The sequence below is a fragment of the Streptomyces sp. JH34 genome, assembly GCF_029428875.1.
GTDB lineage: Bacteria > Actinomycetota > Actinomycetes > Streptomycetales > Streptomycetaceae > Streptomyces.
Genome location: NZ_JAJSOO010000001.1, coordinates 4,651,931 through 4,675,655 on the forward strand (window position 1 = coordinate 4,651,931; position 23,725 = coordinate 4,675,655).

At 73.1% G+C, this 23,725-nt stretch carries 20 protein-coding genes and 1 tRNA gene; 10 read left to right on the forward strand and 11 right to left on the reverse strand.

What is annotated here, in order from left to right; translation table 11 throughout:
• Positions 1-121: 121 nt before the first annotated feature.
• Positions 122-1,081 carry a D-2-hydroxyacid dehydrogenase gene (locus LWJ43_RS20810; protein ID WP_277333729.1) on the reverse strand — a complete coding sequence of 320 codons (960 nt, stop codon included), beginning with the start codon at positions 1,079-1,081 and terminating at the stop codon, positions 122-124.
• Between the two features lie 184 nt (positions 1,082-1,265).
• On the opposite strand from LWJ43_RS20810, the gene LWJ43_RS20815 reads away from it, so the two are divergent.
• The gene (locus LWJ43_RS20815; RefSeq protein WP_277333730.1) at positions 1,266-2,030 is read left to right on the forward strand and encodes a maleate cis-trans isomerase family protein; all 765 of its coding nucleotides are present in this window, start codon (positions 1,266-1,268) and stop codon (positions 2,028-2,030) included.
• Between the two features lie 90 nt (positions 2,031-2,120).
• Entirely contained in the window at positions 2,121-3,221 is a 1,101-nt protein-coding gene (locus tag LWJ43_RS20820) for an LLM class flavin-dependent oxidoreductase (protein WP_277333731.1), read from the forward strand.
• Positions 3,222-3,226: 5 nt separating this feature from the next.
• Here LWJ43_RS20820 and LWJ43_RS20825 read toward each other — a convergent pair whose 3' ends face one another.
• On the reverse strand, positions 3,227-5,065 hold the full coding sequence (locus LWJ43_RS20825; protein ID WP_277333732.1) for a putative bifunctional diguanylate cyclase/phosphodiesterase: 1,839 nt from the start codon (positions 5,063-5,065) through the stop codon (positions 3,227-3,229).
• 423 nt (positions 5,066-5,488) lie between these two features.
• On the opposite strand from LWJ43_RS20825, the gene LWJ43_RS20830 reads away from it, so the two are divergent.
• Entirely contained in the window at positions 5,489-6,730 is a 1,242-nt protein-coding gene (locus LWJ43_RS20830; protein ID WP_277333733.1) for a M6 family metalloprotease domain-containing protein, read from the forward strand.
• A 61-nt stretch (positions 6,731-6,791) separates the two neighbouring features.
• Here LWJ43_RS20830 and LWJ43_RS20835 read toward each other — a convergent pair.
• The 7 genes from LWJ43_RS20835 to LWJ43_RS20865 form a co-directional block, all read right to left on the reverse strand.
• Positions 6,792-6,865, reverse strand: a tRNA-Lys gene (locus tag LWJ43_RS20835).
• Complete coding sequence (locus tag LWJ43_RS20840) at positions 6,856-7,560, reverse strand: hypothetical protein (protein ID WP_277333734.1); 705 nt, start codon at positions 7,558-7,560, stop codon at positions 6,856-6,858. The genes LWJ43_RS20835 and LWJ43_RS20840 overlap by 10 nt, the downstream gene beginning before the upstream one ends.
• 171 nt (positions 7,561-7,731) lie before the next feature.
• Complete coding sequence (locus LWJ43_RS20845) at positions 7,732-8,073, reverse strand: hypothetical protein (RefSeq protein ID WP_277333735.1); 342 nt, start codon at positions 8,071-8,073, stop codon at positions 7,732-7,734.
• A gap of 73 nt (positions 8,074-8,146) precedes the next feature.
• Positions 8,147-9,481: an AAA domain-containing protein gene (locus LWJ43_RS20850; protein WP_277333736.1), complete on the reverse strand. Its 1,335-nt coding sequence runs from the start codon at positions 9,479-9,481 to the stop codon at positions 8,147-8,149.
• Positions 9,478-11,124 carry a hypothetical protein gene (locus LWJ43_RS20855; RefSeq protein ID WP_277333737.1) on the reverse strand — a complete coding sequence of 549 codons (1,647 nt, stop codon included), beginning with the start codon at positions 11,122-11,124 and terminating at the stop codon, positions 9,478-9,480. The genes LWJ43_RS20850 and LWJ43_RS20855 overlap by 4 nt, the downstream gene beginning before the upstream one ends.
• The gene (locus tag LWJ43_RS20860; RefSeq protein WP_277333738.1) at positions 11,115-12,299 is read right to left on the reverse strand and encodes a hypothetical protein; all 1,185 of its coding nucleotides are present in this window, start codon (positions 12,297-12,299) and stop codon (positions 11,115-11,117) included. The genes LWJ43_RS20855 and LWJ43_RS20860 overlap by 10 nt, the downstream gene beginning before the upstream one ends.
• Positions 12,196-13,155 carry a phosphatase PAP2 family protein gene (locus tag LWJ43_RS20865; RefSeq protein WP_277333739.1) on the reverse strand — a complete coding sequence of 320 codons (960 nt, stop codon included), beginning with the start codon at positions 13,153-13,155 and terminating at the stop codon, positions 12,196-12,198. Before LWJ43_RS20865 ends, LWJ43_RS20860 begins: the two co-directional genes overlap by 104 nt.
• A 311-nt stretch (positions 13,156-13,466) precedes the next feature.
• Between LWJ43_RS20865 and LWJ43_RS20870 the strand changes: the two genes are divergently transcribed.
• Entirely contained in the window at positions 13,467-14,063 is a 597-nt protein-coding gene (locus LWJ43_RS20870; RefSeq protein WP_277333740.1) for a histidine phosphatase family protein, read from the forward strand.
• 33 nt (positions 14,064-14,096) lie between these two features.
• Here LWJ43_RS20870 and LWJ43_RS20875 read toward each other — a convergent pair whose 3' ends face one another.
• The gene (locus tag LWJ43_RS20875) at positions 14,097-15,449 is read right to left on the reverse strand and encodes a tetratricopeptide repeat protein (protein WP_277333741.1); all 1,353 of its coding nucleotides are present in this window, start codon (positions 15,447-15,449) and stop codon (positions 14,097-14,099) included.
• A gap of 253 nt (positions 15,450-15,702) precedes the next feature.
• On the opposite strand from LWJ43_RS20875, the gene LWJ43_RS20880 reads away from it, so the two are divergent.
• Together LWJ43_RS20880 and LWJ43_RS20885 are read left to right on the forward strand one after the other, a co-directional pair.
• Positions 15,703-16,065 carry a hypothetical protein gene (locus tag LWJ43_RS20880; protein WP_277333742.1) on the forward strand — a complete coding sequence of 121 codons (363 nt, stop codon included), beginning with the start codon at positions 15,703-15,705 and terminating at the stop codon, positions 16,063-16,065.
• 87 nt (positions 16,066-16,152) lie between these two features.
• Entirely contained in the window at positions 16,153-17,040 is an 888-nt protein-coding gene (locus LWJ43_RS20885) for a spermidine synthase (protein WP_277333743.1), read from the forward strand.
• Between the two features lie 54 nt (positions 17,041-17,094).
• Here the strand turns inward: LWJ43_RS20885 and LWJ43_RS20890 are convergent, their stop codons facing one another.
• Complete coding sequence (locus LWJ43_RS20890) at positions 17,095-17,649, reverse strand: hypothetical protein (protein WP_277333744.1); 555 nt, start codon at positions 17,647-17,649, stop codon at positions 17,095-17,097.
• 78 nt (positions 17,650-17,727) lie between these two features.
• Between LWJ43_RS20890 and LWJ43_RS20895 the strand changes: the two genes are divergently transcribed.
• The 4 genes from LWJ43_RS20895 (at position 17,728) to LWJ43_RS20910 (ending at position 23,559) form a co-directional block, all read left to right on the forward strand.
• On the forward strand, positions 17,728-18,435 hold the full coding sequence (locus LWJ43_RS20895; RefSeq protein WP_277333745.1) for a response regulator transcription factor: 708 nt from the start codon (positions 17,728-17,730) through the stop codon (positions 18,433-18,435).
• Positions 18,432-19,892, forward strand: a complete 1,461-nt coding sequence (locus LWJ43_RS20900; RefSeq protein ID WP_277333746.1) for a sensor histidine kinase — start codon at positions 18,432-18,434, stop codon at positions 19,890-19,892. The genes LWJ43_RS20895 and LWJ43_RS20900 overlap by 4 nt, the downstream gene beginning before the upstream one ends.
• Positions 19,893-20,053: 161 nt before the next feature.
• Positions 20,054-21,520 carry a glycoside hydrolase family 18 protein gene (locus LWJ43_RS20905; RefSeq protein ID WP_277333747.1) on the forward strand — a complete coding sequence of 489 codons (1,467 nt, stop codon included), beginning with the start codon at positions 20,054-20,056 and terminating at the stop codon, positions 21,518-21,520.
• A 716-nt stretch (positions 21,521-22,236) separates the two neighbouring features.
• Positions 22,237-23,559, forward strand: a complete 1,323-nt coding sequence (locus tag LWJ43_RS20910) for an ABC transporter substrate-binding protein (protein ID WP_277333748.1) — start codon at positions 22,237-22,239, stop codon at positions 23,557-23,559.
• Positions 23,560-23,725 lie beyond the last annotated feature (166 nt).

The following is a 23,725-nucleotide window of genomic DNA, read 5'->3' on the forward strand; positions in this document are numbered from 1 at the left end:
AATCGAACGGTGGCCGGAGGGTGACCTTCCCGTGTCTCGTCATGGGCGCAGGGCGACGGCCGGGTCGCAGCGCGTATTCCCCGTGCGGTCCGTCTTCATGACTACCCGTTATGTCCGATCGTCAGTCCGGAATGTCGGTGGAGGGTACGTAACCGCTCCTCATGTCCACGACGTTGGGCAACGGCGCACCGGAGGCCCAGAGTTCGTACATCGAGACGAACTGTTCGCCCAGCCGGTCGCGCCAGCCGGCCGTGTCCCCGCTCATGTGCGGGGATACCAGCAGACGGGGCACGCCCCAGAGGGGGCTGGAGGCACCCAGGGGCTCCCGCTGGAACACGTCGAGGGCGGCGCCAGCGATCCACCGCCGGCGCAGGGCCTCGGCCAGGTCCTCCTCGACGGTGAGCGCTCCGCGCCCCACGTTGACGAAGTGCGCGGAGGGCTGGAGCAGCCCGAAGAAGCGGGCGTTGAACATGCCGCGCGTGGCGTCCGTCAGCGGGGCCGCGCCGATCACCCAGTCCGCACCGGCCGCCAGCCGGTCCAGGTCCTCGACGCCGTGGATCGTGCGCCGTGCCGTACGCCCGACGAGTGCCACCTGGACGCCGAGGCCGTCCAGCAGCCGCATGATCTCCCGGCCGACCGGACCCGCCCCGACCACCACGGCGCGGGTGCCGGCGAGCCCTCGGGTCTCCCGGTGGCCCCACCGGTGCTGCCGCTGGAGTTCCAGGGTGCGGGGGAGGTCCTTGGCGAAGGCCAGCACCAGCCCCGCGACGTACTCGGCGATCGGCAGCTCGAAGACGCCCCGGGCGTTGGTGACGACGGTGGGGGAGGCGGCCAGCTCCGGGCAGAGCAACCGGTCCACCCCGGCGCTCGCGGTGTGCACCCAGCGGGGGCGGGGGCCGTCCCCCGGCCAGGCCGCGCGGACCGCGTCGGAGGCGAAGTCCCAGACGAGCAGCACGTCCGCCTCGGGCAGCAGTCCGGCCAGTGTCCGCCCGTCGGCGTGCCGCACGACGGCCCGGCCCGTCAGCCTGCCCAGGCGCGGTGGCGGGTCGGTGTCCAGGACGAGGATCACGGGAGTGGCCATCAGGAATGACCACGCTCGCACCGGGGCACACGCCCGTCAACAGGGCCTTCACCCTGCGGGAGGAACCGCAGGTCACGCCCGTTGCGGGCGACGGCAGGGGGCCGGAAGGGGAATACTTGTCCCAGCAGGGGCAGCGGTGGCGCGAGCGCCCGCGGGACATCCGGAACGTACGGGAAGGACGGACATGACGACCGTAGGACTTCTGTACCCGGGCCATGCCGCGGAGGACGACTTCCCGCGGATCGAGGTCATGCTCGACAGCGACATCAGAGTGCCGCTCTTCCATACGGACATCGACGAGGACGCCCGCAGGGTCGAGAACCTGCGCGAGGCGGGTGCGCCCGACCGTCTCAGCGCCGGTGTCGAGGAACTCCGCCTGGCAGGCGCCGAATCGCTCGTCTGGGCCTGCTCGGGCGGCAGTTTCGCCTACGGCTGGGACGGGGCGCACGAGCAGGCGGCGGGCCTGGCCAGGGCGGCCGGGCTCCCCGCGTCCAGCTCCTCCGTCGCCTTCGTCCAGGCCGTGCGTGAGCTGGGCGCCTCGCGGGTCGCGGTCGCCGCCACCTACTCCGAGGACATCGCCGCGCTCTTCGCCGGCTTCCTGGAGTCCGGTGGCGTCGAGGTGGCCGCCACCCGGGGCAGGGGCATCATCGCGGCGTCCGAGGCCGCCGCCGCGGACGTGGAGCTCGTGAAGGAGCTGGCCGTGGCCGGGGACCACCCCGACGCCGAGGTGGTCCTGCTCCCGGACAACGCCCTGCACACCGCCGCCCACGTCCCCGAGCTCGAGGAACTCCTCGGCAAGCCGGTGCTCACCGCCAACCAGGTGGCCGTCTGGGAAGGCCTCCGGCTGGCGGAACGCCGTATCTGGGCGCCCACCCTGGGCACCCTGTTCGCCACCCGTGAGCCCCCGCTGGGCGCCGCCGAACCCAAGGGCATCGAAGTGCGGGAGTAGACGCCCCGGACGGGCCGCCGCGGGAATAAGCGGAGTCATCCTCCTGTTTGCCCTCCGGTACACAGACGTAGCACCGGAGAGGCCGAACACGTGGACGAGAACCGAGGCGACCAGATTCGCGGCACGAAGGGCGGTACGGCCTCCGTGCCCCTCTCCGTGCTCGACCTGGTGACCGTGGGCCAGGGCCGCACGGCGACCCAGGCCCTGCGCACCAGTGTGGACATCGCCAAGCTCGCCGAGAGCCGTGGCTTCCACCGCTTCTGGGTCGCCGAGCACCACTCCATGCCCGGCGTGGCCTCCTCGTCCCCCGCCGTGATCCTCGCGCACCTGGCCGCCCACACCGAGCGCATCCGGCTCGGTTCCGGCGGCGTGATGCTGCCCAACCACGCCCCGCTGGTGATCGCGGAACAGTTCGGGACCCTGGAGGCGATGGCCCCCGGCCGCGTCGACCTCGGCCTGGGGCGCGCTCCCGGCACGGACGGCGCCACCGCCGCCGCCCTGCGCCGCACGGACCGGCTGAACGAGGGGGCCGAGGACTTCCCTCAGCAGCTCGCCGAGCTGACCCGCTTCCTGGACGACGACTTCCCGGACGGGCACCCTTACGCCCGCATCCACGCCGTCCCCGGACCCGTGCAGGCCACCTCGCCCGGTGGCGTCCAGTCGCCCGCGCGGCCGCCCGTCTGGCTGCTGGGCTCCTCCGGCTTCAGCGCCCGGCTGGCCGGTGTCCTCGGCCTGCCCTTCGCCTTCGCCCACCACTTCTCGGCCCGCAACACGGTGCCGGCCCTCGACCTGTACCGGGAGTCCTTCAAGCCCTCCGCGGTGCTCGACGCCCCCTACGCCCTCATCGGGGTCGCGGCACTCGCCGCCGACGACGAGCGCGAGGCCAGGCGCCAGGTGCTCACCGGAGCCCTGTCCATGGTCCGGCTGCGCACCGGACGCCCGGGCCTCGTGCCGAGCCCGGAGGAGACGGAGGCGTACGACTTCAGCCCCATGGAGCGCGAGTTCGTCGACGGCTGGCTGAAGGACATCGTCCACGGCACGGCCGACGAGGTCCGCACGGGCCTGGACGACCTGGCCAAGCGCACCGGCGCCGACGAGCTGATGATCACGGCCAACGCGCACGGGGGTGAGGCCCGGCTGCGCTCGTACGAGCTCATCGCCGACGCCTACGGCCTGCCCCGGGCGAGCTGACCCGGTCAGCCCTCCGGCGGCCTGGCGCCGATCAGCTCGGCGATCCGCTCCGGGGCCACCGCACGTGAGTACAGCCAGCCCTGCCCGGTGTCGCAGCCGATCCGGCGCAGCCGCTCCGCCTGGCCCGACGTCTCCACGCACTCCGCGGTGACCGTCAGGCCCAGGCGGTGCGCCAGCTGCACCATCGCCTCGACGATCGTCTCGTCGGCCGGGCTGGGGTGGGCGCCGCCCTCGTGGCGGAACCCGCGTACGAAGGAGCCGTCCAGCTTCAGCACGGACACGGGCAGCCGGCTCAGATAGGCGAGGTTGGAGTAGCCCGTACCGAAGTCGTCGATCGCGATGCGGACCCCCATGTCGCTGAGCGCCTCGAGCACCCGCAGTGGCCGGCCCGGGGAGCCCATGACCGCCGATTCGGTCAGCTCCAGTTGCAGCAGACCGGGTTCCAGACCGGTCTCGGCCAGGACCTCCGCGACGTCGGCGACCAGATCCGAGTCCCGGAGCTGCCGCACGGCGATGTTGACGCTGATGAAGAGCGCGGGATCCTCCGGGTGTTCGAGCTGCCAGCGGCGCGCCTGGAGACAGGCCGTGCGCAGCACCCAGCGGCCGAGCTGGACGATGGTGCCGTCCTCCTCGGCGATCGGGACGAACCGGCTGGGAGCCAGCAGCCCGAACCGCGGGTGGTTCCAGCGGACCAGGGCCTCCACACCCCGTACGACCTCGTCCGCCATGCCGACCAGCGGCTGGTACTCCAGCGTGAACTCCCCGCGGTCGACGGCCGGGCGGAGCGTGGAGGAGAGCGCCTGCCGGGTCATCCGGTGGGCGTTGCGCTCCGGGTCGAACAGGGTCCAGCGGGCCCGGCCGTCGGCCTTGGCCCAGTACAGCGTGGTGTCCGCCGCCTGCATCAGGGCGGTGGCCGAGGTGTCGGCGGACGACCGCTCCACCACACCGATCGACGCGGAGACCGACAATCGGTGTCCGGACACCTCGAACGGCCGCTGGAGGGCGGCGCATACCGAACGGGCGAGCTCGGTGAGCTGGTGCGTCCCCGACGATTTCTCGACGAGGATGGCGAACTCGTCACCGCCGAGGCGCGCCACCAGATGGCCGCCGGTGCGGTGCCCGTCGGCCTCGGCGCAGTCGGTGAGCCGCGCGGCGACGGCGGCGAGCAACCGGTCGCCGGTGCGGTGGCCCAGGGTGTCGTTGACCGCCTTGAAGCCGTCGATGTCCAGGTAGCAGAGACCGATCCGGCCGGGCGGCGCCTCCGGCGTACCTGCGGCGTCCGGCGCCTCCAGGGCGCTCGCGAGCCGTTCGAAGAACAGTGTGCGGTTGGGCAGCCTGGTCACGGGGTCGTGCATCCGCAGATGACGCAGCCGCTCCCGAAGCTCCCGCCGGTCGCTGATGTCGGCGACGGACAGCAGCACGCGCTCCGCGCCGTCGGCGGGGTCGCCCATCGGCACGACGGTGACCTCCGCCCACAGCGGCCGGCCATCGGCGTGCTTGAGCCGCCTGGTGCACCGGAGCCTGGGCCGGGTGCCGCGCAGCACCTCGTTGTACGCCCGCCAGGTGGGGCCGTCCGAGGACAGCCCGACGAGGTCTGCCGCGGGTTGCCCGGTCAGGGCCGCCGGGTCCCTGCCGAGCAGCCCGCCCAGCGCGTCGTTCGGAGTCACGACCTGGCCGCGGAGGTCGACGACGGCCATCGGGAGGGCGGCCGCCGCGAACGCGGCCCGGTAGTCGCGCAACTCGGAGAGACCCGGCCTCGGGTGATCACGCTGTGTGACCTCTGGTGGCCCGGAGCCGGGAGGCGTGCCCGCCCGGGGTGTCGGCCCTTCGTCGGTTCCGCTCACCGCTCGCTCCCGCTGTGCAGATTGTCGTGAACAGGTATGGCCGGGCAGGCGCGTGGAGTGGAGCGCCGTCCCAGGGGCGGCAACCACGCAGGAAAGCGAGGTGAAGCATAGAGGGTCGCGCGCCGGCCGTTCCAGCGCGCCCACCGTTTCGGACACGTGGTACGCGCATGGCCCACGCCCGCGTGGCGCCCGCGCCGGTCAGGGTGCGCTCCAGCGAATTGGTCAGAGATGATCTATTTTCTGGCGATCTGTTCCCTGCGAATTTCTGGGTGAGCAAATGTGACTGTCTGTGTATGTGATCGTCCTTCTGGGGATGGCCCGCCAGGCCTCCCCTGACCCGTGTGGGGCAGCACAACAGGGCGTGCGCCACCGGATCGGCACAGGGTGAGGAGGAAGCCCCGCATTCGCCACCCGGAGGTAGATGTGCCGCGTCAGCACGGACCCGGGGGACCGGAGAGGCCGAGACTGCGCAGTGCGGCGGCTGCCCTCACCTCCCTCCTGGCGCTCGCCGCCACCGGACTGGTCGCAGGGCCGGCCGTGGCGGCCACGCGCGACGCGGGACCGTGCGCCCTGCCCAGGACCGGAGCGCACCACTCCCTCGGGCTCGACACCTGGAACGGCGCCTACCCGCGCCCCGAACACGGTCTCGACGCGGTCATGGTCTTCCTCTCGTTCCCCGACTCCGAGCCCGTGGTGTCCCCGGAGGTGCTCGCCGCCGACTACTTCCCCTCCACCACCCGCTTCTTCCGGCGCGCCTCGTACGGGAAGTTCACCCTGCGCGCCCACCCGCAGCGGCAGTGGACCGCCATGCCCCATCCGTCCACCTGGTACGGCATACAGCGTGACTGGGGATCCGAGCGCCGCAGCGCCTACCTGCGCGACGCGATCAGGGCCGCCGACGAGCAGACCGACTTCGCCGCGCACGACGTCGTCTACCTCGTCGCCGACCCGGACGCCCCCGGCGTCGACTCCGACGCCACCAAGGTCGTCAACTTCGACCGGCCGGTACGCGCGGACGGCACGGACATCAGGCGCGTGGTCACCGTGTTCGAGGAGCACCCGCCGGACCGGAACGTCCTCGCGCACGAGACCGGGCACGTCTTCGACCTGGCGGACCTGTACCACCGGCCGGAGGACGGGAAGGGCGACTGGGACACCTACGTCGGTGACTGGGACGTGATGGGCAGCCAGTTCGGACTGTCGCCCGACCTGTTCGGCTGGCACAAGTGGAAGCTCGGCTGGCTGGAGGGCGAGGAGGTGGTGTGCGTGCAGGGCGCCGCCGACCTCACGCTGCAGCCCATGGCCGAGGTGCCCCTGCCCGGGGCGTCCGTCGGGACCCGGCTCGCGGTCGTCAGGACGGGCACGGACAGCGCCCTGGCCATCGAGGCCCGCAGCGCCACGGGCAACGACCGGACGACCTGCACCGAGGGTGTGCTCGTCTACCGCATCCGCAACGCGACGCCGTCCGGTGGCGGCCCGGTCGAGGTGCTGGACACCCACCCCGAGTCGGACGCCTGCTGGGACCGGTCGGTCTATCCGCCGCTCGCCGACGCCCCCCTCCGGGAGGGCGAGCGCTACACCGTGCCGGGCGAGCGCATCCGTATCGACGTCGCCGACCGGACCCCGTCGGGAGCCTGGACCGTCCGCGTCACCACCGGCGTCTGACCTGGGAGGACGCGCACACGAAGAAGCCCCCTCGCTTCCGCGAGGGGGCTTCTTCCGTCGGTGCGCCGTCAGGGACTCGAACCCCGGACCCGCTGATTAAGAGTCAGCTGCTCTAACCAACTGAGCTAACGGCGCCTGCTGACGTCGTAGACATTAGCACCCGGATCGGCGGGAGGAAAAATCGAATTCCCGGTGGTCGACGGGGCCGCCGACCGGCCCACCCGCACGCAGGCCCACAACAGCACGTCCGGCCCCGGCAGCCAGGGGCTACGCGTGTCGGGGGCAACCACCCAGCGGGGTCCGCCGGCGTCCGCGCCGCCGGTCAGGGGCGGGACGGTGACCGCGTCACCCGTGCCGTGACAGAGCACCGGCACCAGGGCGCCCTGGTGCGCGCGGAACCCGTCGGCGGAACCGGTGCCCCACTCCTCCCACGCCAGGAGGGACGGGAGGCGCTGGGCCGTCCCCGGAGCCGCGAACAGCAGCATCCGGCCCCGATGCGTGGCGACGGGGCCCGACCCGGGGCCCTCCGCCCACAGCCGCTCCAGCATGCGCCTGCCGAACAGCGCCGGCACGTTCACCACGTCGAAGACGGAGCCGCACGGCAGCACCCCGGGTGCGGAGGGGCGGGTCTCCCACTGCGAGAGCGTGCTGCGGGGGTGGGAGGAGGCGCCCGCCAGCCACGCGGCTCCCGACGCGGTGACCTGGGCGGCCCGGTCGTCGGCGCGGTGGTCGGTACGGTCCCGCAGCAGGGCGAAGATGTCGACACCGCGGTGCGGGGCGGCGGCGGTGCCGGTCCGCAGGGTCGTTTCGTCGTTCAGCCAGGCGCTCATGGCGTCATGTCTACCGGCTGTGACGCTCCTGTCCCGCAGAGTCGCCGAAAGCGGGACAGGGCGCGGAGTGACGGAGTATCTTGCCCCGCTGAATATGCCAGGGGTGTACCCACGGTGACGGACGGTCGTGCGGTACCCGGGCCGCGGTACCCGGCCCGCGCGGTGCCCGGGTCAGCGCGCGGGGTCGTCGAGCAGGGACCGGCCGAACTCGATCATCTTCTTGGCGTAGTCCTCGGTCCACTCCGCGCGCCCGGCTATCTCCGCGGCCGTCAGCCGGTCGAACCGGCGCGGATCGGCAAGCTGGGCGGCGGCCACCGCCTGGAACTCCACGGCCCGGTCGGTCGCCGCCCGGAAGGCGAGCGTCAGCTCCGTCGCACGGGCCAGCAGTTCCTTCGGATCCTCCATCGACTCCAGGTCGAAGAAGTGCTCCGGGTCGGCTGCCGCCTCCGACGGCTCGAAGAGCAGCGGCGCCGGACGTAGCCTCTGCCGCTCGTTCCGCTCGGGTTGTGCCATGTGGTCTTCCCTTCTCGTACGGCCGGACGGCCACCTTCCATTGTCCAGCCCGGCGCAAGAGCGCTGCCCAGGATCAGGGCGACCAATGCACGCGATGCTCGGCGAGATGGGACATGACCGCGTGATTCGCCTCCCAGCCGTCGGGGAACTTCACCGTCACGCCGAGCTGCACCGGCTCCGTCGACGGGTGCTCGTCCAGCAGGTCGGCCACCCCGGCCCGGCACACGACGACGCAGGCGTGCCGGTGCCGCGAGGCCAGTACGCACAGGCGGCCCGTCTCCAGGTGGAACGCCGTGGCGTCCGGACGGCCCGACAGGGGGTGCAGGACCACCGTGACATCGAACTCGCGGCCCTGGAGCCGGTTCGCCGTGTCCACCGCCACGCCCGTCACACCCAGCTCGGCGAGCGCCGCCCGCACCGCGGCCGCCTGGTCGCGGTGGGCCGTGCCGACCGCGACACGCTCCGCCGTCACCGGAACCGGGTCGGGGCCGCGCTCGCTCGTCGCCGCACCACCCCGGTCCAGCAGCCTGCGGACCACCAGGGCCACGGCCCGGACCGCCTCGGGGTCCGTGCGGGGGGTGTGGCGGGCGGGGAGCTCCAGCAGCCCCCAGCCGGACTCCGCCGCCTCGTCCAGCACCCGGTCCGGACCCGAGCCGTCCGAGGGGACGCCGAACGACAGCCGCCGGTCGCCGTGGTCCGTGCCGCTGCGGAAGGGGGTGTACGGGTAGAACGCGTCCGAGACCAGCGGCGCGGCGGACGCGGGCAGCCGCCACGACACCGGCAGCCGGTGCTGCGGCAGCTCCGGATTGTGCGCCAGCAGGGTCGAGACGGCGCTCGCCGACGGGTCGTACGTGAGGCCGGCCCACTGGTCGGCGCCCACGATCGAGAACGGGTCCAGCTGGCCCGGGTCCCCCACGAACAGCGCCCGCTCGAACAGCCCGGCCACGGCCAGCAGGGCGTCCGACCGCATCTGGTACGCCTCGTCGACGATGGCGTGGCCCCACGGCTCCACGTTCTTCACGTGCGCCCACTTGGCGGCCGTGGAGATCACGACGTCCAGGCCCGCCAGATCCGCCGCCTTCGCGGACGTGCGCACGTTGTCCAGGCCGTCCAGGACCTTGTCGTACGGATCGGAGTCGCTGCTGTGCAGCCGGCCCACCGGCAGGCTCGGTGCCTTCTCGGCCAGCCGCACCACCAGGTCGTCCACCTGGGCGTTGGTCTGCGCGACCACCATCAGGGGGCGGCCCGCCGAGGCCAGCTCCAGCGCGGCCCGCACCACCAGCGTCGACTTGCCCGCGCCCGGCGGCGAGTCCACCACGACGCCGCGCGCCGTGCCGCGCAGGGTGTCGCCGAGGATCGCGTCGGTCGCCCGCGCGGCCGCGGCACCCGGGTCGAGAACGGATGTCACAGGAGGTCCTCCGCGGTCACGGGATCGGGCCGCTCGGCAGGCCCGGTGCCGGCGGCGCCCGGCGGGCCGCCATGGGTCCACGGAGTGTCCTCCGGGTCGGGCAGCTTCGGGCCGCCCCGCTGGTCGTGCTCGAACAGGGTCCAGGCGATCCGGTCGCCGGGCCCGGGCACCGAACCGGGCGCGGGCTCCTTGCCCCGGCCCATCCGGTCCATGATCCGCAGCACGAGAACAGCCGTCCCCTCCCCGTCCCCGTCTTCGGGCTCCCCGGTGGCACCGGACGCGTACGTCACGAACTCCGCCGTCTGCGCCCTGCCCGGATCGCCGTCCAGGGAGCGGTACACCTTGGTCCGCTCACCGAGATGCGGGCGCTCCTCCGTCCGCACCGTGATTAGGGGGCGGGGCGAGGGCCGCTTCGACTCGCTGTACGCCATCTCCACCTCCGTCACCACCCCGACGAACGCCTCGCCCGCCAGCCTCCGCCCCGCCAGCACCAGCGGATCGTCGAGGGCCTCCTGGGCGTCCAGCTGCGCCTGGGCCGTCTCCCGCGAGGCGAGCTTCTGCGCCGCCGTCACCGCGTCGTCCCGGCGCGGCTGCGGCGGCTCGCCCGCCAGCACCCGGTCCCGGTGCCCGGTGAACGACCAGCGGTCCCTGGTCCAGCGGTCCTGCGCCCTGGCCCCCTCCGGCAGCTCCCGCAGCAGGTCGAGTCCCCGCCACACCGCGTCCCAGGTGGGCAGCAGCACCCCCGCCAGCAGTGACCTGATCTCCCGCTCGGCGGCGCTCAGCTCGCCGAGCCGGGTGTCCGCGTCGAGGCCGTCCTCCGCGGCGGCCAGCGCCGAGCGCGCCCGGTCGTACTTCTCGATCGCGGGCGCCAGCAGCCTGTTGTCGAACGCCGGATCCGTCGCGGGCCCGGCCGGCGGGCAGAGGAGCTGACCGTCCCGGTCTCGCTCCAGCTCCGCGCGGAGGGCGGCCTCCGCGCCCGACCCGCCCACCGGCGGGTCGACCCAGGCGAGGAGCGCGCCGAGGTGCTGGTCCTCCAGGCTGCTCTGCCCGGTCGCCCAGTGGCGGTTCAGCAGGTCCGTCGCGGCGAGCAGCAGTGAGGAACCCGGCACCCTGGACCGCTCGCCGTAGTGCGTCAGCCAGCGCCCGAGGAGCGGAACGCGGGCGGGAGCCGGGAAAGGGGTGTCCGGATCGTCCTCGGCGGTCCGCCGGAACCGCATGGACCGACCGAGCAGGCGGACGAAGTCGACGCCCGCCCTGCTGGGCACGATCAGCTGGGCGGCGTCCGCGCACAGCTCCACCTCGACCTTGACCTTCTTGCCGGTCCCGGGATCGACCTCGTTGCGCTCGGCCGGCTCGACGGCGTCGGCGTACGACTCGATGTGCGGCAGCACCGCCTCGGCCAGCTCGGCGAGGAAGGCGAACCGGAGATCGCGGTCGCGGGGCTGCGGCACAGCCAGCAGCCGGGGCGCCGCACGGTCCGTGCCCACGAGCGCGCCGAGCGGGGCCCCCGCCTCACCGGCGGTCGTCAGCGGCACGAGCACGAGCGGCTGATCGGTCAGATGCCGGTGGCGCACGGTGGCCAGCGGCTGGGCACGCCCGCTGTCGACCGCCTCAAGACGGGCGAGGGTGCTGATCAGCGACATGCGACACCGCCGCTCACTCCGGCCAGGGCCTCGGCGCGCAGGGCGGCGGCCCTGCGGAGCGCGGCCACCGTCGGGTCGGCGGGGTCGCCCTCCTTGCCGGCCGCCGCGGCCAGGACCCCGGCGACCGTCGTCAGGCCGCCGAGCTCGCCGCGCACACTGCGGCCCAGGGACTCCACCGCGCCCTCCGCGCGGGCCTTCGCCCGGCAGTGGAAGGCCAGCTCGCACGCGGCCAGGCACTCGGGGGCGTACGCGGCGGGGACCGTCTCGACGGCGGTGCCGAGCTCCTCGGGGGAGCGGTCCGGGTCGAAGGTCGTGCCTTCGGGCAGGGCGGCCGCGATGTCCTCGACACGGGTCAGCCTGGTCAGCTGACGGTCGGTCACGGCACGCTGCTTGCGCACGTCCACGACGGAGGCCGTGGGCAGGTTGGAGAAGTCCTTCGGGCAGACGAGCAGGACCTGATGGCAGACCTCGGCGCCCTCGGTCACTGCCGCGATCCGCTCCAGCGCCAGGACGTAGACGGCGGACTGACGGGCCGCCGCACCGACCTTCGCCGCGTCCGCGGAACCGTCGATCATGGGGAAGGACTTGATCTCGACGACCGTCCAGGTGCCGTCGGGGTGCACCACCACGGCGTCCGGCTCCAGGTAGGCGGGCGAGCCCGCGACCTCGAGCGCCAGCATCGGATGGTCGAGCAGGGCCCAGTCGCCCGCCGCCGTGGCTTCGCGCAGCGCCAGCGCCGTGCGCGCGGCGCGGCCCTCGGGGCCGGCGGCCGTCAGATCGGGCACCTTCGCCTCGGCCGGGGCCTCGGCGCCGCCGCCGAGCCGCTCGACGAGGAGGCGCAGCAGCTCCGTGCCGCCGTCGGCCTTGACCTTCGCCTCGAAGGCGTTTCCCCGCACGAACGCGAACTGGGACTGGCCGAACGCGGCGGGGGAGCCGAGCGCGGTGGCCAGCCCGGCCTTGTCGACACCCGCGCCGTCGAGCAGGGCGCGCCGTCTGCATCCCGGGTTGGCGGCCAGCGCGGCCAGCGCGCGGGCGTCGAGCGGATGCGGCGCGACGGACGGGCCGCGCAGCTCAGCGAGCCGCTGCCGGAGCGTCGTCGTCGGCCTCGGCTGCGGAGAGGGTGCGCGCGTCGCTGGAATCTGCGGAGGCGGTCCGCTGGCCGGGTATTCGCTCACCCGCGGAAGTCTTGCATCCGTCACTGACAATCGTGGACCTCGCGGGGATGCTCGCGGGGGTGAGGGATGCGGGAACCCGTGCGGACACCACCCGCACCCGGTCCTTGACGCGGTCCGCGAGCCGCATGAACGGCCTGGTCAGCAGGGCGCCCACGCCCATCACGGCGGCTCCGGCCACGGCGTCGAGGAAGTAGTGGTTCGCGGTCCCCATCACGACGAGGACGGTGAGCAGCGGATAGGCGGCGCCCGCCGCGCGCACGAGCGGGTGACGGCCGTGGCGCCACAGCAGGACGCCGCACCACACCGCCCAGCCGACGTGCAGGCTCGGCATCGCCGCGTACTGGTTGGTCATCCCGCTGAGCCCGCGCGGGGCACTGGCTCCCGCGCCCCACCAGCCGTAGGAGCTGTACTGGGCCATCGTGTCGACGAAGCCGTGGTGGGCGTCGAGGAGCCGCGGCGGACAGGTGGGCATCAGCGTGAAGCCGACCAGCCCGAGGAGCGTGGAGGTCATCAGCCAGGTGCGGGCCGCCCGGTAGGCGGCGCCGCGGCGCCGGAAGATCCAGACCAGCACGGCCGGGGTGACCAGGTAGTGCAGGGAGGCGTACGCGAAGTCGGCGGGTATGCCGAGCGAGGGGTGGGCGGTCAGCAGCCGGTTGAGAGGGTGCTCGGCGTTGAGACGCAGCGCCTTCTCCAGGCGGAGTATCGCGAGGCCGTTGTCGACGGCCGCCGGTATGTTCTCGTGGACCAGCAGCCGGCCCAGGGAGTACAGGCCGTACACCACCGCGATCAGCGGAAGCTCCGTCCACCAGCGGGGCCGGTGACCGGAGGACGGTGTCGCGGCGGTGGCGTGCGGCATCCGGCAGCTCTCCCCATGGTTCATTCGGTCGACGGCGGGCGTTCAACCGTACGGTGGTCGTATGCCTCGATTTCCGCCGGGGCATTCCCCCGCCGAGGCCCCGGTCATGCGCACGGAGGGACGCCGCCGACGCCCCGTGGGTTGCTCCTGGGACGGGTGCGGGATGATGGGGCGGGGCCCGGGCCCGCTCCGGTCCTCCGCCGGACGCCCGCGTTCGCGCCCCTTCGCCGTCCCGGACGCCGCTGTCCCGGACCCACCAGATCCTAGGGTCCTCGCATCTTCGGATCTTCGTAATTTCAGGGAGAGCCGTCATGGCACCGCGCATCCTGCTGGCCCGGCACGGACAGACCCAGTGGTCCGTCCAGGGCAATCACACCGGCAGGACCGACATTCCCCTCCTCGACGCAGGCCGTAAGGGCGCCGAACTGCTCGGCGAGCGGCTGCACCGGGAGCCCTGGGGCGGCCTGCCCGGCGTCGAGGTGCGGACGAGTCCACTGGTCCGCGCGTCGGAGACCTGTGCGATCGCCGGTTTCGGCGAGCGGGCACAGCCGTGGGACGCGCTGATGGAGTTCGACTACGGGGACTACGAGGGGCTGACCCCCGCGCAGATCAAGGCGGACCGGCCGGACTGGCTCATCTGGCGCGACGGCGTCCCCGGGGGCGAGACGCTCGCCGAGGTATCCGCCCGCGCCGACGAGGTCGTCGAGTGGGCGCGATCCGCCGACCGTGACGTGCTGGTCTTCGCCCACGGGCACATCCTGCGCGTGCTGGGGGCGCGTTGGCTGGGGGAGGACGTGTCGTTCGCCGCGCGGATCCGCCTGGAGCCCACGTCCCTCTCGGTGCTGGGCTGGGCGTACGGCCTCCCCGCGCTGGAACGCTGGAACGACACCGGCCACCTGGACCGCTGAACCGGAGGTGGACGGCCCCGGGCGGGGCGGACCTCAGGCGCCGGGCGGCAGTTCCTCGTAGCGGGCCAGAAGGGCCGTCACCTCCGGCCCGCCCCTCGGCCTCAGCACCCGTACGGCGCTCGACAGCATGCCGCGGATCCGGGAGGACTGGACCCGGTCCAGCAGGTCCAGCACCTGGTGCCCCGCCGCCGCGGCCTCGTCTGCCGTGCCGGCGCGCGCCAGGTCGCCTGCGAGCTGCGCGCGGTACAGCGCGAGGTTCCGGGTGAAGTGCGGGTCCTGCAGCCGGGTCGCCCGCCGTGCGTGCCGTGCCGCCCGCGCCCAGTCACCCAGAGCCGACCAGCACTGGGCCTCCAGCAGTTCCAGTTCGGCCTCCCGGAAGAAGGACATCCACTCCGGGTCGGAGTCGCACGCACCGCGGTCGAAGGCGGCACGCGCACGCCCGATCGCCTGTTCACACCCCGTACGGTCCCCGAGCCACGCCCTGGCCCCCGCCTCCCGCAGTGCCAGCAGGGCCAGCAGCCGCGGTGAGCCCAGCGGGCGGGCCGCCCTCCGGCCGGCCTCCGCGGCGCGGACCGCCTCGCGGGCCCGCCCCGTGTCGCGGGCCAGGAACGACGCGTTGCAGAACGCGTGCGCCTCCAGCGCCGCGTCCCCGGCCAGCCGCGCCGTCGCCAGCGCCTCCGCGTAGTGGGAACGCGCGTCGTCGAAGCGGCCCGAGTCGTGGGCCAGCCATCCCACGGAGATCGCCAGCTCACCGGCGCCCGCGTGCAGACGGTCAGCCGTGCTGCCCCGCGTGACGGCCCCCGAGTCGAGGAGGGCGTAGGCGGCCCGCAGGGGCTGGGAGGCCTGCCGGTAGAGGCCGTCCCCGCCGTGGCGGTCGTCCAGCAGGCGGATCCGGCGCACCGCCTTCTCCACAGCGCTGACCTCGGCCTCGCCGACCCGGCGCTGGGCGGGGACGGCGAGGGGGTCGGCGGCGGCGGAACGGCCGCCCAGCCCCAGGGACGCGGCCACCGTGGCGGTACCGCCGGTCATGAACACGCGACGCAGCACGTCGCTCTCCTCGTGGATGTCGCTGTCGAGCGTGGGAGGTGTGGTGGACGGAGGCGCGGATGCCGTGCGGGCCCCCCGGCCGCGCACGCTCCCGCGGTCCGAGAAGCCCAGGTCCGCGAGGCTCGCCCCGGGGAACATGTGCAGGAACACCCGTTCGTACGCGTAGTTGGGACAACGGATCTCGCCGGACTCCACGCGTCCGATGTACCGGGCGTCGCACGCGACCTGTTCACCGATCTCGCGGGCGGCCCGGCGGACCGCGGCCGCGAACTCCCCGGCGGAGCGCTGACCGCGCAGCCGACGGAAGACGAGGTTGGGAACTGCCCGTGTCGACACCATGGCGGGGCCCTCTCTGGTGCGGCCGGGCTCCTGCTTCCGGTGTCCCGGCGGAGCAAGAACGTACCGGCTGTGACGACGCGCACGCGCAGCGTTTAGCAACAAAGCGGACATCTCACCCTTGATCTGCCATGAACTGCCACCCTTTGCGGCGGCGTGCCGCCGTAGCCCTTGACGCCGTCGGCGCGTTGGTCCATGCGGAGACGGGGCGTGGCCCCGACTCGGCGAGACGAGAGGAGGGGTTCCCTTGCCTCACATGGGCCCGGAAACCACGCCGTGCGATCTGGTGACCGTCCCCGCGCGTCAGGGTCTGGAAGCCGTGGACATCCTGCGCAGGGGAGCGGAGAACGAGCCCGTCGGACCGGTCCTGCACGACGGGGCCTGCGCCGTACTCGGCTTCCTCGTCCCGCCCGGCACGGCGGAGGCGTGGGACGTCCCCGGGAGCGCCTGCACGCGGACGGACGGCCGCGGACTGCGCATCCCGGCCGAGCCGCCCGCCGTCGGAGGGGGCTGGCTCCTGCCGCCCGCCGCGGAGACCCCCGTCACCGACCCGGCCGTACTCCGGGCCGCCCTCGACCAGGCGGCCCGGCTCATCGAGGCGGCCGACAACTGCCGCTGAGGCCCATAATGGCCAGGTGGGCGGAGTTCCCGCCGCAGCCGGACGTCCCAGGCGGCCGGCCCGAGAGGTGAGCGAGGAAGAACGCGCGTGGCACGTCGAGGACCCGCCAGGGGCGCGGGTGACCGCAAGCGGTCCGAGCGCCGTCCGGAGCCCGTCACGGCGACGGTGGACGGCGGCGTCGCGGAGCTGGTGCCCGACCGTGAACGCCCGCGCGCCTGGACCCTGCTGCTGGACGGCGCCCCGCAGTCCCACGTGGACCTGGACGACCCTTCCCACCTCTCGTTCGAGTACCAGCGCAGACTCGGCCACGTCATCGATCTCGCCGCGCCGCCCGGCCGTCCCGTCCAGGCGGTCCACCTCGGCGGCGGAGCCTTCACGCTCGCCCGGTACGTCGCCGCGAGCCGCCCCCGCTCGACCCAGCAGGTCGTGGAGATCGACGCGCCCCTCGTCCAACTGGTGCGCCGGGAGCTGCCCCTGGACCCGCAGGCCCGGATACGGGTCCGCTCGGCGGACGCACGCGCAGGGCTCGGCAGGATCCAGGACGGCTGGGCTGACCTCGTCATCGCCGACGTGTTCGGCGGCGCCCGCACCCCCGCGCACCTCACCTCCGTCGAATTCCTCGCCGAGGTACGCCGGGTGCTGAAGCCAGGCGGCCAGTACGCCGCCAACCTCGCCGACGGCCCGCCGCTCTCCCACCTGCGCGGACAGGTCGCCACCGCCGCCTCCCTCTTCCCCGAGCTGGCCCTGGCCGCCGATCCGGCCGTCTGGCGCGGCCGGCGCTTCGGCAACGCGGTCCTGGTCGCCTCGGACCTGCCGATCGCGGTCGCCGAACTGACCAGGCGGGTCGCGAGCGACCCGCACCCCGGCCGCGTCGAACAGGGCCGTGTGCTGGCCGACTTCACGGGTGGTGCCGCCGTCGTCACCGACGCGGCGGCCAAGGCGTCCCCGGCCCCGCCGCCGGACGCCTTCGACTGAACCGGATCCGCGTGACCGTGGAGGACGGCGGGTGACAGCCGCCGGCCGGCACGGTCACTGGTCGACGACCTCGACCGTCGGCGGATGCCCGTTCCAGGTGCAGAAGACGGAGACCGTCGCGCCCGCCCCGTCGCTGAAGTCCACCCGGATCCACTCCGGGTTCGTCCACACCTGCATCGACCACCCCGGCTCGGGTGTCGCCGAGACCAGCTTCGCCGAGTCGTCCGCCAGCTCCAGGACGACCCTGCCGCCGCGCGTCGGATAGCTCTTCACATCGCCCGCGTCCGCCGGGGGCGACGAGGACTTCGCGGGGCCCGGGCTCCGGTCCGACGGCCGGGAGGACGGCCGGCGGGAGGGTGTGGCCGAAGGGGTGGGCGTGGCGCGGGAGGCCGTCGGGCTCGGCGAGGTCGACGGCAGGGCGCGGTGCGTCGAGGACGACACCGGCTCCTCCGACACCTGACCGCCCCCGGCTCCCACCGAGATCGGAACGGCGCGGGGCGGGTCGTACACGGTTCCGGACATGACCGTGTGCACGCCCCACCACGACAGGGTGACCGCCGCACCCGTGGCGAGCGACCACGCGATCGCGTGTACGAGTCCTCGTCGCATCGGGCACATCCTGCACCACCCGCACGGGCCCCGTCCTGGAGGGGACCCCGTTACTCCGGATGGGCTACGGTGCGGCGCATGCCTAGTGTGCTCGTGGTCGAGGACGACCAGTTCGTACGTTCCGCCCTCATCCGGCACCTGACAGAGGCCTCGCACACGGTGCGCAGCGTCGGCACCGCCCTCGAAGCGCTGCGCGAGGTCGCGCACTTCCGCTTCGACGTCGTCGTACTCGACCTCGGACTTCCCGACCTCGACGGCGCCGAGGCACTGAAGATGCTGCGCTCCATCACCGACGTACCCGTGATCATCGCGACCGCGCGGGACGACGAGGCCGAGATAGTCAGGCTCCTCAACGACGGTGCCGACGACTACCTGACCAAACCGTTCTCGGTGGAGCACCTCTCCGCCCGCATGGCGGCCGTCCTGCGCCGCACCCGCGGCGCCGGCGGGCAGGCACCGCCCCCGCGCGTCCTCCAGGTCGGCGGGCTCTCCATCGACCCGCTGCGCCGCCAGGCCGAACTGGACGGCAGGGCCCTGGACCTGACCCGCCGCGAGTTCGACCTGCTGGCCTTCCTCGCGGGCCGCCCCGGGGTCGTCGTCCCCCGCCGCGAACTTCTCGCCGAGGTCTGGAAGCAGTCGTACGGGGACGACCAGACCATCGACGTCCACCTCTCCTGGCTGCGCCGGAAGCTGGGCGAGACGGCTGCCCGGCCGCGCTATCTGCACACGCTGCGCGGAGTCGGCGTCAAGCTCGAACCACCGGCCGCAGCAGGACCCGGCGCATGAGATGGGCCCTGGTCAAGGTCTGCCTGGCCGTCACCGCCATGGTGGTCATCGCGTTCGCGGTGCCGCTCGGGCTCGTGATCAAGGAGATGGCCCGCGACCGTGCCTTCTCCGACGCCGAGCGGCAGGCCGCCACCATCGGCCCCACCCTCACCATCACCACCGACCGCGAGGAGCTGACCCGCGCCGTCCTGTCCACCGAGCCGGGCGGCCGGGGGCGCCTCGCGGTCCACGTCCCCGCCGGGACGGGCAGTCCCCGGCTGGAGATCGGCACCAGCCGCGTCACCCGCGAGGACCTGGAGACCGTCGGCACGTCCGGGCGCGCCTCCATCGCGGACGTACCCGGCGGCTCCGCGCTGCTCCAGCCCACCGCCCTGGGCTCGGGAGGCATCGCCGTCGTGGAGGTCTTCGTGGCCGGGGACGACGTCTCGAACGGCGTCGGCGCCGCCTGGCTGGTGCTCGCCGGGGTCGGCATCGCGCTGATCGTCGGCTCGGTGGCCGTGGCCGACCGGCTCGGCGTACGGATGGTGGAGCCCGCCCAGCGTCTGGCCGGCGCCGCCCAGGACCTGGGGGAGGGGCGGTTGGGGACCAGGGTCCCCGAGGACGGGCCCACCGAACTCCGCTCCGCGGCGGTCGCGTTCAACTCCATGGCCGACCAGGTCGTCCAGCTCCTGGCCAACGAACGTGAACTGGCGGCCGACCTCTCCCACCGGCTCCGCACCCCGCTGACGGTGCTCCGCCTCAACGCCGCCTCCCTGGGTGAGGGCCCGGCCGCGGAGCAGACCAGGGCGGCCGTCGAACAGCTGGAGCACGAGGTCGACACGATCATCCGTACGGCGCGTGAGCAGCGTCCGCAGACCCAGGGCGGGCAACCGGGCGCAGGTGCCGGGTGCGACGCGTCCGAGGTCATCCGGGAACGCATGGGCTTCTGGTCGGCGCTCGCCGAGGACGAGGGGCGCACGGTACGGCTGGCAGGCGTGGACCGCACGGTGCGGATACCCGTCGCGCGGCCCGAACTGGCCGCGGCTCTGGACGCCTTGCTCGGAAACGTGTTCCGGCACACCCCCGAGGGCACCGCTTTCGCCGTCGACGTGCACCACAGCGGCGACGCCGTGCTCGTGCTCGTGTCGGACGCCGGCCCCGGCATACCCGATCCGGAGTCCGCCCTCGCCCGGGGTGCCAGCGGACGGGACGGAGCGCGGGGCGGGGTGGGATCGACCGGCCTGGGGCTCGACATCGTCCGCCGGGTCGCCGAGTCCACCGGTGGTGACCTGCGGATCGGGCGGTCGGTGCTCGGCGGCACGGAGGTGCGCATCTGGATAGGGCTCGACGGCGGCCCGGCCGAGCGGGCACGCCGGGGGCACCGCATCGGCCGGCGAGGCGGAAGGCGGGGGCCGCGGGGAGTGAGAGGGCGGAACGCCGAACTCCGTGGCACCCCGGATCCGCGGGGGAAGAGCTGACGGGGTGTCGTCCTCTCCCGCCCGGTCTTAACCCGTGCCGATGCCCTCCTTAAGCGAACCCTAAGAACAGCGGCCCGCTTCCCATGAGTGCCTTTTGCCCGGTTCGCGGCGGCTAGCGTTCAGGCGCAATCACCCCCCGGCAGCACGAAGGCAGGCACGCGATGGGCACCAGCACGCACCGCCGCACGGCGAGTACCCGCACGAAGGCGGTCGGCGCGCTCGTCGCCGCGGCGGTCGTGGGCGGCACGGTCCTCGCCCTCACCGGCACGGCGCAGGCGGCGGCCGTCGGCGCCACGTACACGAGGGCCAGCGGCTGGACCGGCGGCTACACCGGGCAGTACGTCGTCTCGAACGACACCGGGACCGTGCAGTCCGGGTGGACGCTCGAATTCGACCTGCCCGCCGGCACGAAGATCGACTCCCTCTGGAACGGCGAGCACACCGTCAGCGGCAACCACGTGACGGTGAGGCCCGCGGACTGGAACAAGGACATCGCCCCGGGCGCGTCCGTGACCGTCGGCTTCGTCGCGGCCTCCAGCGGGACCGCCGCCGACCCGCGGGGCTGCCTCATCAACGACGCGGCCTGTTCCGCGGACGGCGGCACCGCGCCCGAACCGAGCGGGCGCCCGACCGTGACCCCGACGTCCGGGCCGGCCCCGGCACCCACGGAGACCGCCACCACGGAGCCGACGCCCGAGCCGTCCGACCCGCCGGAGTCGCCCGGCGGCACGGCCGGAGGGGCCGGATTCGCCCCGTACGTCGACACGTCCCTCCACCCCGCCTACGACCTGCTGGACACCGTCTCGAAGACGGGCGTCAAGGAGTTCAACCTGGCGTTCATCACCTCGGGTGGCGGCTGTGCCCCGCTGTGGGGCGGGGTGACGGGACTCGGCGACGACAAGGTGGCCGCCCAGATCGCCGCCCTGCGAGCCGAGGGCGGTGACGTGCGGGTCTCCTTCGGCGGGGCAGCGGGTGCCGAACTGGCGCTGCACTGCTCCTCCGCCGCCGAGCTCGCCACGGCGTACGGCAAGGTGATCGACACCTACGGGCTGACCAAGGTCGACTTCGACATCGAGGGCGGGGCGCTGCCCGACGCCGCGGCCAACTCCCGCCGCGCGCAGGCCATCACGCAGCTCCAGAAGGCACACCCCGGACTGGACGTGTCCTTCACGCTGCCGGTGATGCCCGAGGGCCTGACCCAGCCCGGTGTGGATCTGATCGCGGACGCGAAGAAGAACGGCGTGACGATCGGCGCGGTCAACATCATGGCGATGGACTACGGGGCGTCGTACAGCGGGGACATGGGCGACTACGCGGCCCAGGCCGCCACCGCCACGCAGGCCCAGATCAAGGGTGTGCTCGGGCTCTCGGACGCGGCGGCCTGGAAGGCGGTCGCGGTGACCCCGATGATCGGCGTGAACGACGTCGCCACCGAGATCTTCACCGTCGAGGACGCCACGCAGCTGGTGAAGTTCGCACAGGAGAAGGGCATCGGCAGGCTTGCGATGTGGTCGGGCACGCGGGACGCGCAGTGCGCGGGCGGCACGAAGCCGACCGCGGACGCGACGTGCAGCTCGATCCTCCAGGAACCGCTGGCCTTCACCAAGGCGTTCGGCGCCTTCGGGTAGTCCGGCGCACCTTTCGACCACCACCTCCGCGCGCCCCGGCCGGCCCCCCACACCCCCCACATCCGGCCGGGGCGCGCGCCCCTTCGCGCAGCCCGGCGCGCGGAGGGGCCTTGGTGTGTCCGCCCTGTCCCACCCGTACGCGATGAGGCGGAAGCGCCCCGCCCTCGTGGGTCATGGAGCGGAACCCCTGCGCCCGGGGGTGGAGTTCGGGGAAAGAACACGGAAACGCCCCGTGACCCCCCTGTGCACCCCCGCGACGCCCCGGCCCGTTCATCTTCCGGCGGGCGTTCCCGTGCGGACGGGGCCGTCGGCACCGGGTCCGACGGGCGTGCGGAAATCCGCGCCACACACCGGCCTTCTCCTGCTCCGCACGGGTTCAATCCCTCCCAACAGCCGCTTGACCTGCGGTAATTCGGATACGTTCGCGCGTGGCATGCAGGGCGCGACAGCAAAGGCAAGCCCTCGGTCGGACACGTTCCCGTGACTTGCAGGACACGCTCGGGCAACGGAAGCGTCTTCAACTCTTGACACCCACCCCCTTGAGGCAGCAACCTTCCGGCATCAGCGCATGGGAGCGCTCCCATATCGAACGAGGTTTTTCGCTCGTACGGGGACGGCACCGCCCATGTCCTCTCCGTACCACCGGCACCCGCAGCACCAGCGCGTATGCCGAGCAGATCGAACGCCAGTCCCACCCTGGAACAAGGAGTAGTGGAATGCGCATCACCCGCACCGTCGCAGGTCGAAGCCGCAGAACCGCCGTCATGGCCACCACGGGCCTCACGGCCGCCGCCCTGATGCTGACCGGCTGCAGCGACTCGGGGTCGGACTCCGACGAGGCCGACGCGAACGGCAACATCACCCTGACCGTGGCCGACTTCGGACAGTTCGGCTACAAGGAGGCGGGGCTCTTCGAGAAGTACCACGAGCTCCACCCGAACATCACGGTCAAGGAAAACGTCACGGCCGACGAGAAGGTCTACTACCCCAAGTTCCTCCAGCAGCTCAACACGGGCAGCGGTCTGGCCGATGTGCAGGGCATCGAGGTCGGCCGGGTGAAGGAGCTCGTCGACACCAAGGCGGACGCCTTCGCCGACCTCTCCAAGGTGGTCGACCCCGACCAGTGGGTGAACTGGAAGGCGCTGCAGGCGAGCACCGACGAGGGCAAGGTCATCGGTGCCGGCACCGACATCGGCCCCATGTCGATCTGTTACCGCCGCGACCTCTTCGAGAAGGCCGGGCTGCCCGCCGACCGCACCGAGGTCGCCGCGAAGCTCGCCGGCGGCTGGGAGGACTACCTCGCGCTCGGTGAGGAGTACAAGAAGAAGGCCCCCGCGGGCTCGTTCTTCATGGACTCGGCCAGCGCCATGTACAACGGCGTGGTCAGCTCCGACTCGGAGCAGTACTACTCCAAGGACGGCAAGGCGATCTACAAGGAGAGCGCCGGCGTCAAGGCGGGCTGGAAGCTCGCCTCCGAGGCGGTCGACAAGAAGCTGACCCAGGGCCTGGCCCAGTTCAGCCCGCCGTGGCAGGCGGCCCTGCGCAAGGGCAGCATCGCCACCGTGGCCTGCCCCGCGTGGATGGCCGCGCAGATCTCCACGTACGCCGGTGACGAGTTCAAGGGCAAGTGGGACATCGCCCGCACCCCGGGTGACACCGCAGCCAACTGGGGCGGTTCCTTCCTCTCCGTGCCCGCCAAGGGCAAGCACGTCAAGGAGGCCGGCGAGCTCGTCAAGTGGCTGACCGCCCCCGAGCAGCAGGCGGCCGTCTTCAAGGCGGCCGGTCTCTTCCCGTCGAACAAGGGCGCCTACGAGCTCCCCGACGTGAAGACCGCCAAGCTGGAGTACTTCAACAACGCCCCCATCGGTGAGATCTACGCCGAAGAGGCCCAGGCCATCCCCGCGGCGGTGCTCGGCCCGAAGGACGGCGTCATCAAGGACACCATCTCCACCCAGATCAACAACATGGAGCAGCGGGGCACCAAGCCGGACGACGCCTGGAAGGCGGCGACCGAGGCGATCGACAAGGTGATCGGCTGATCCTCACCGGTGCGGGCGGCCGGGACGACTTCCACGCGTCCCGGCCGGCCCGCACCGGTGCCGGTTACCCCACCGGCACCGCGCACCTTCTCCGACACCTCCGCCGGACCTGACAGAGGTCCGGCCTGCCCCTGCGGTGTCGGCACACCCCAGGGAAGGACTCCCA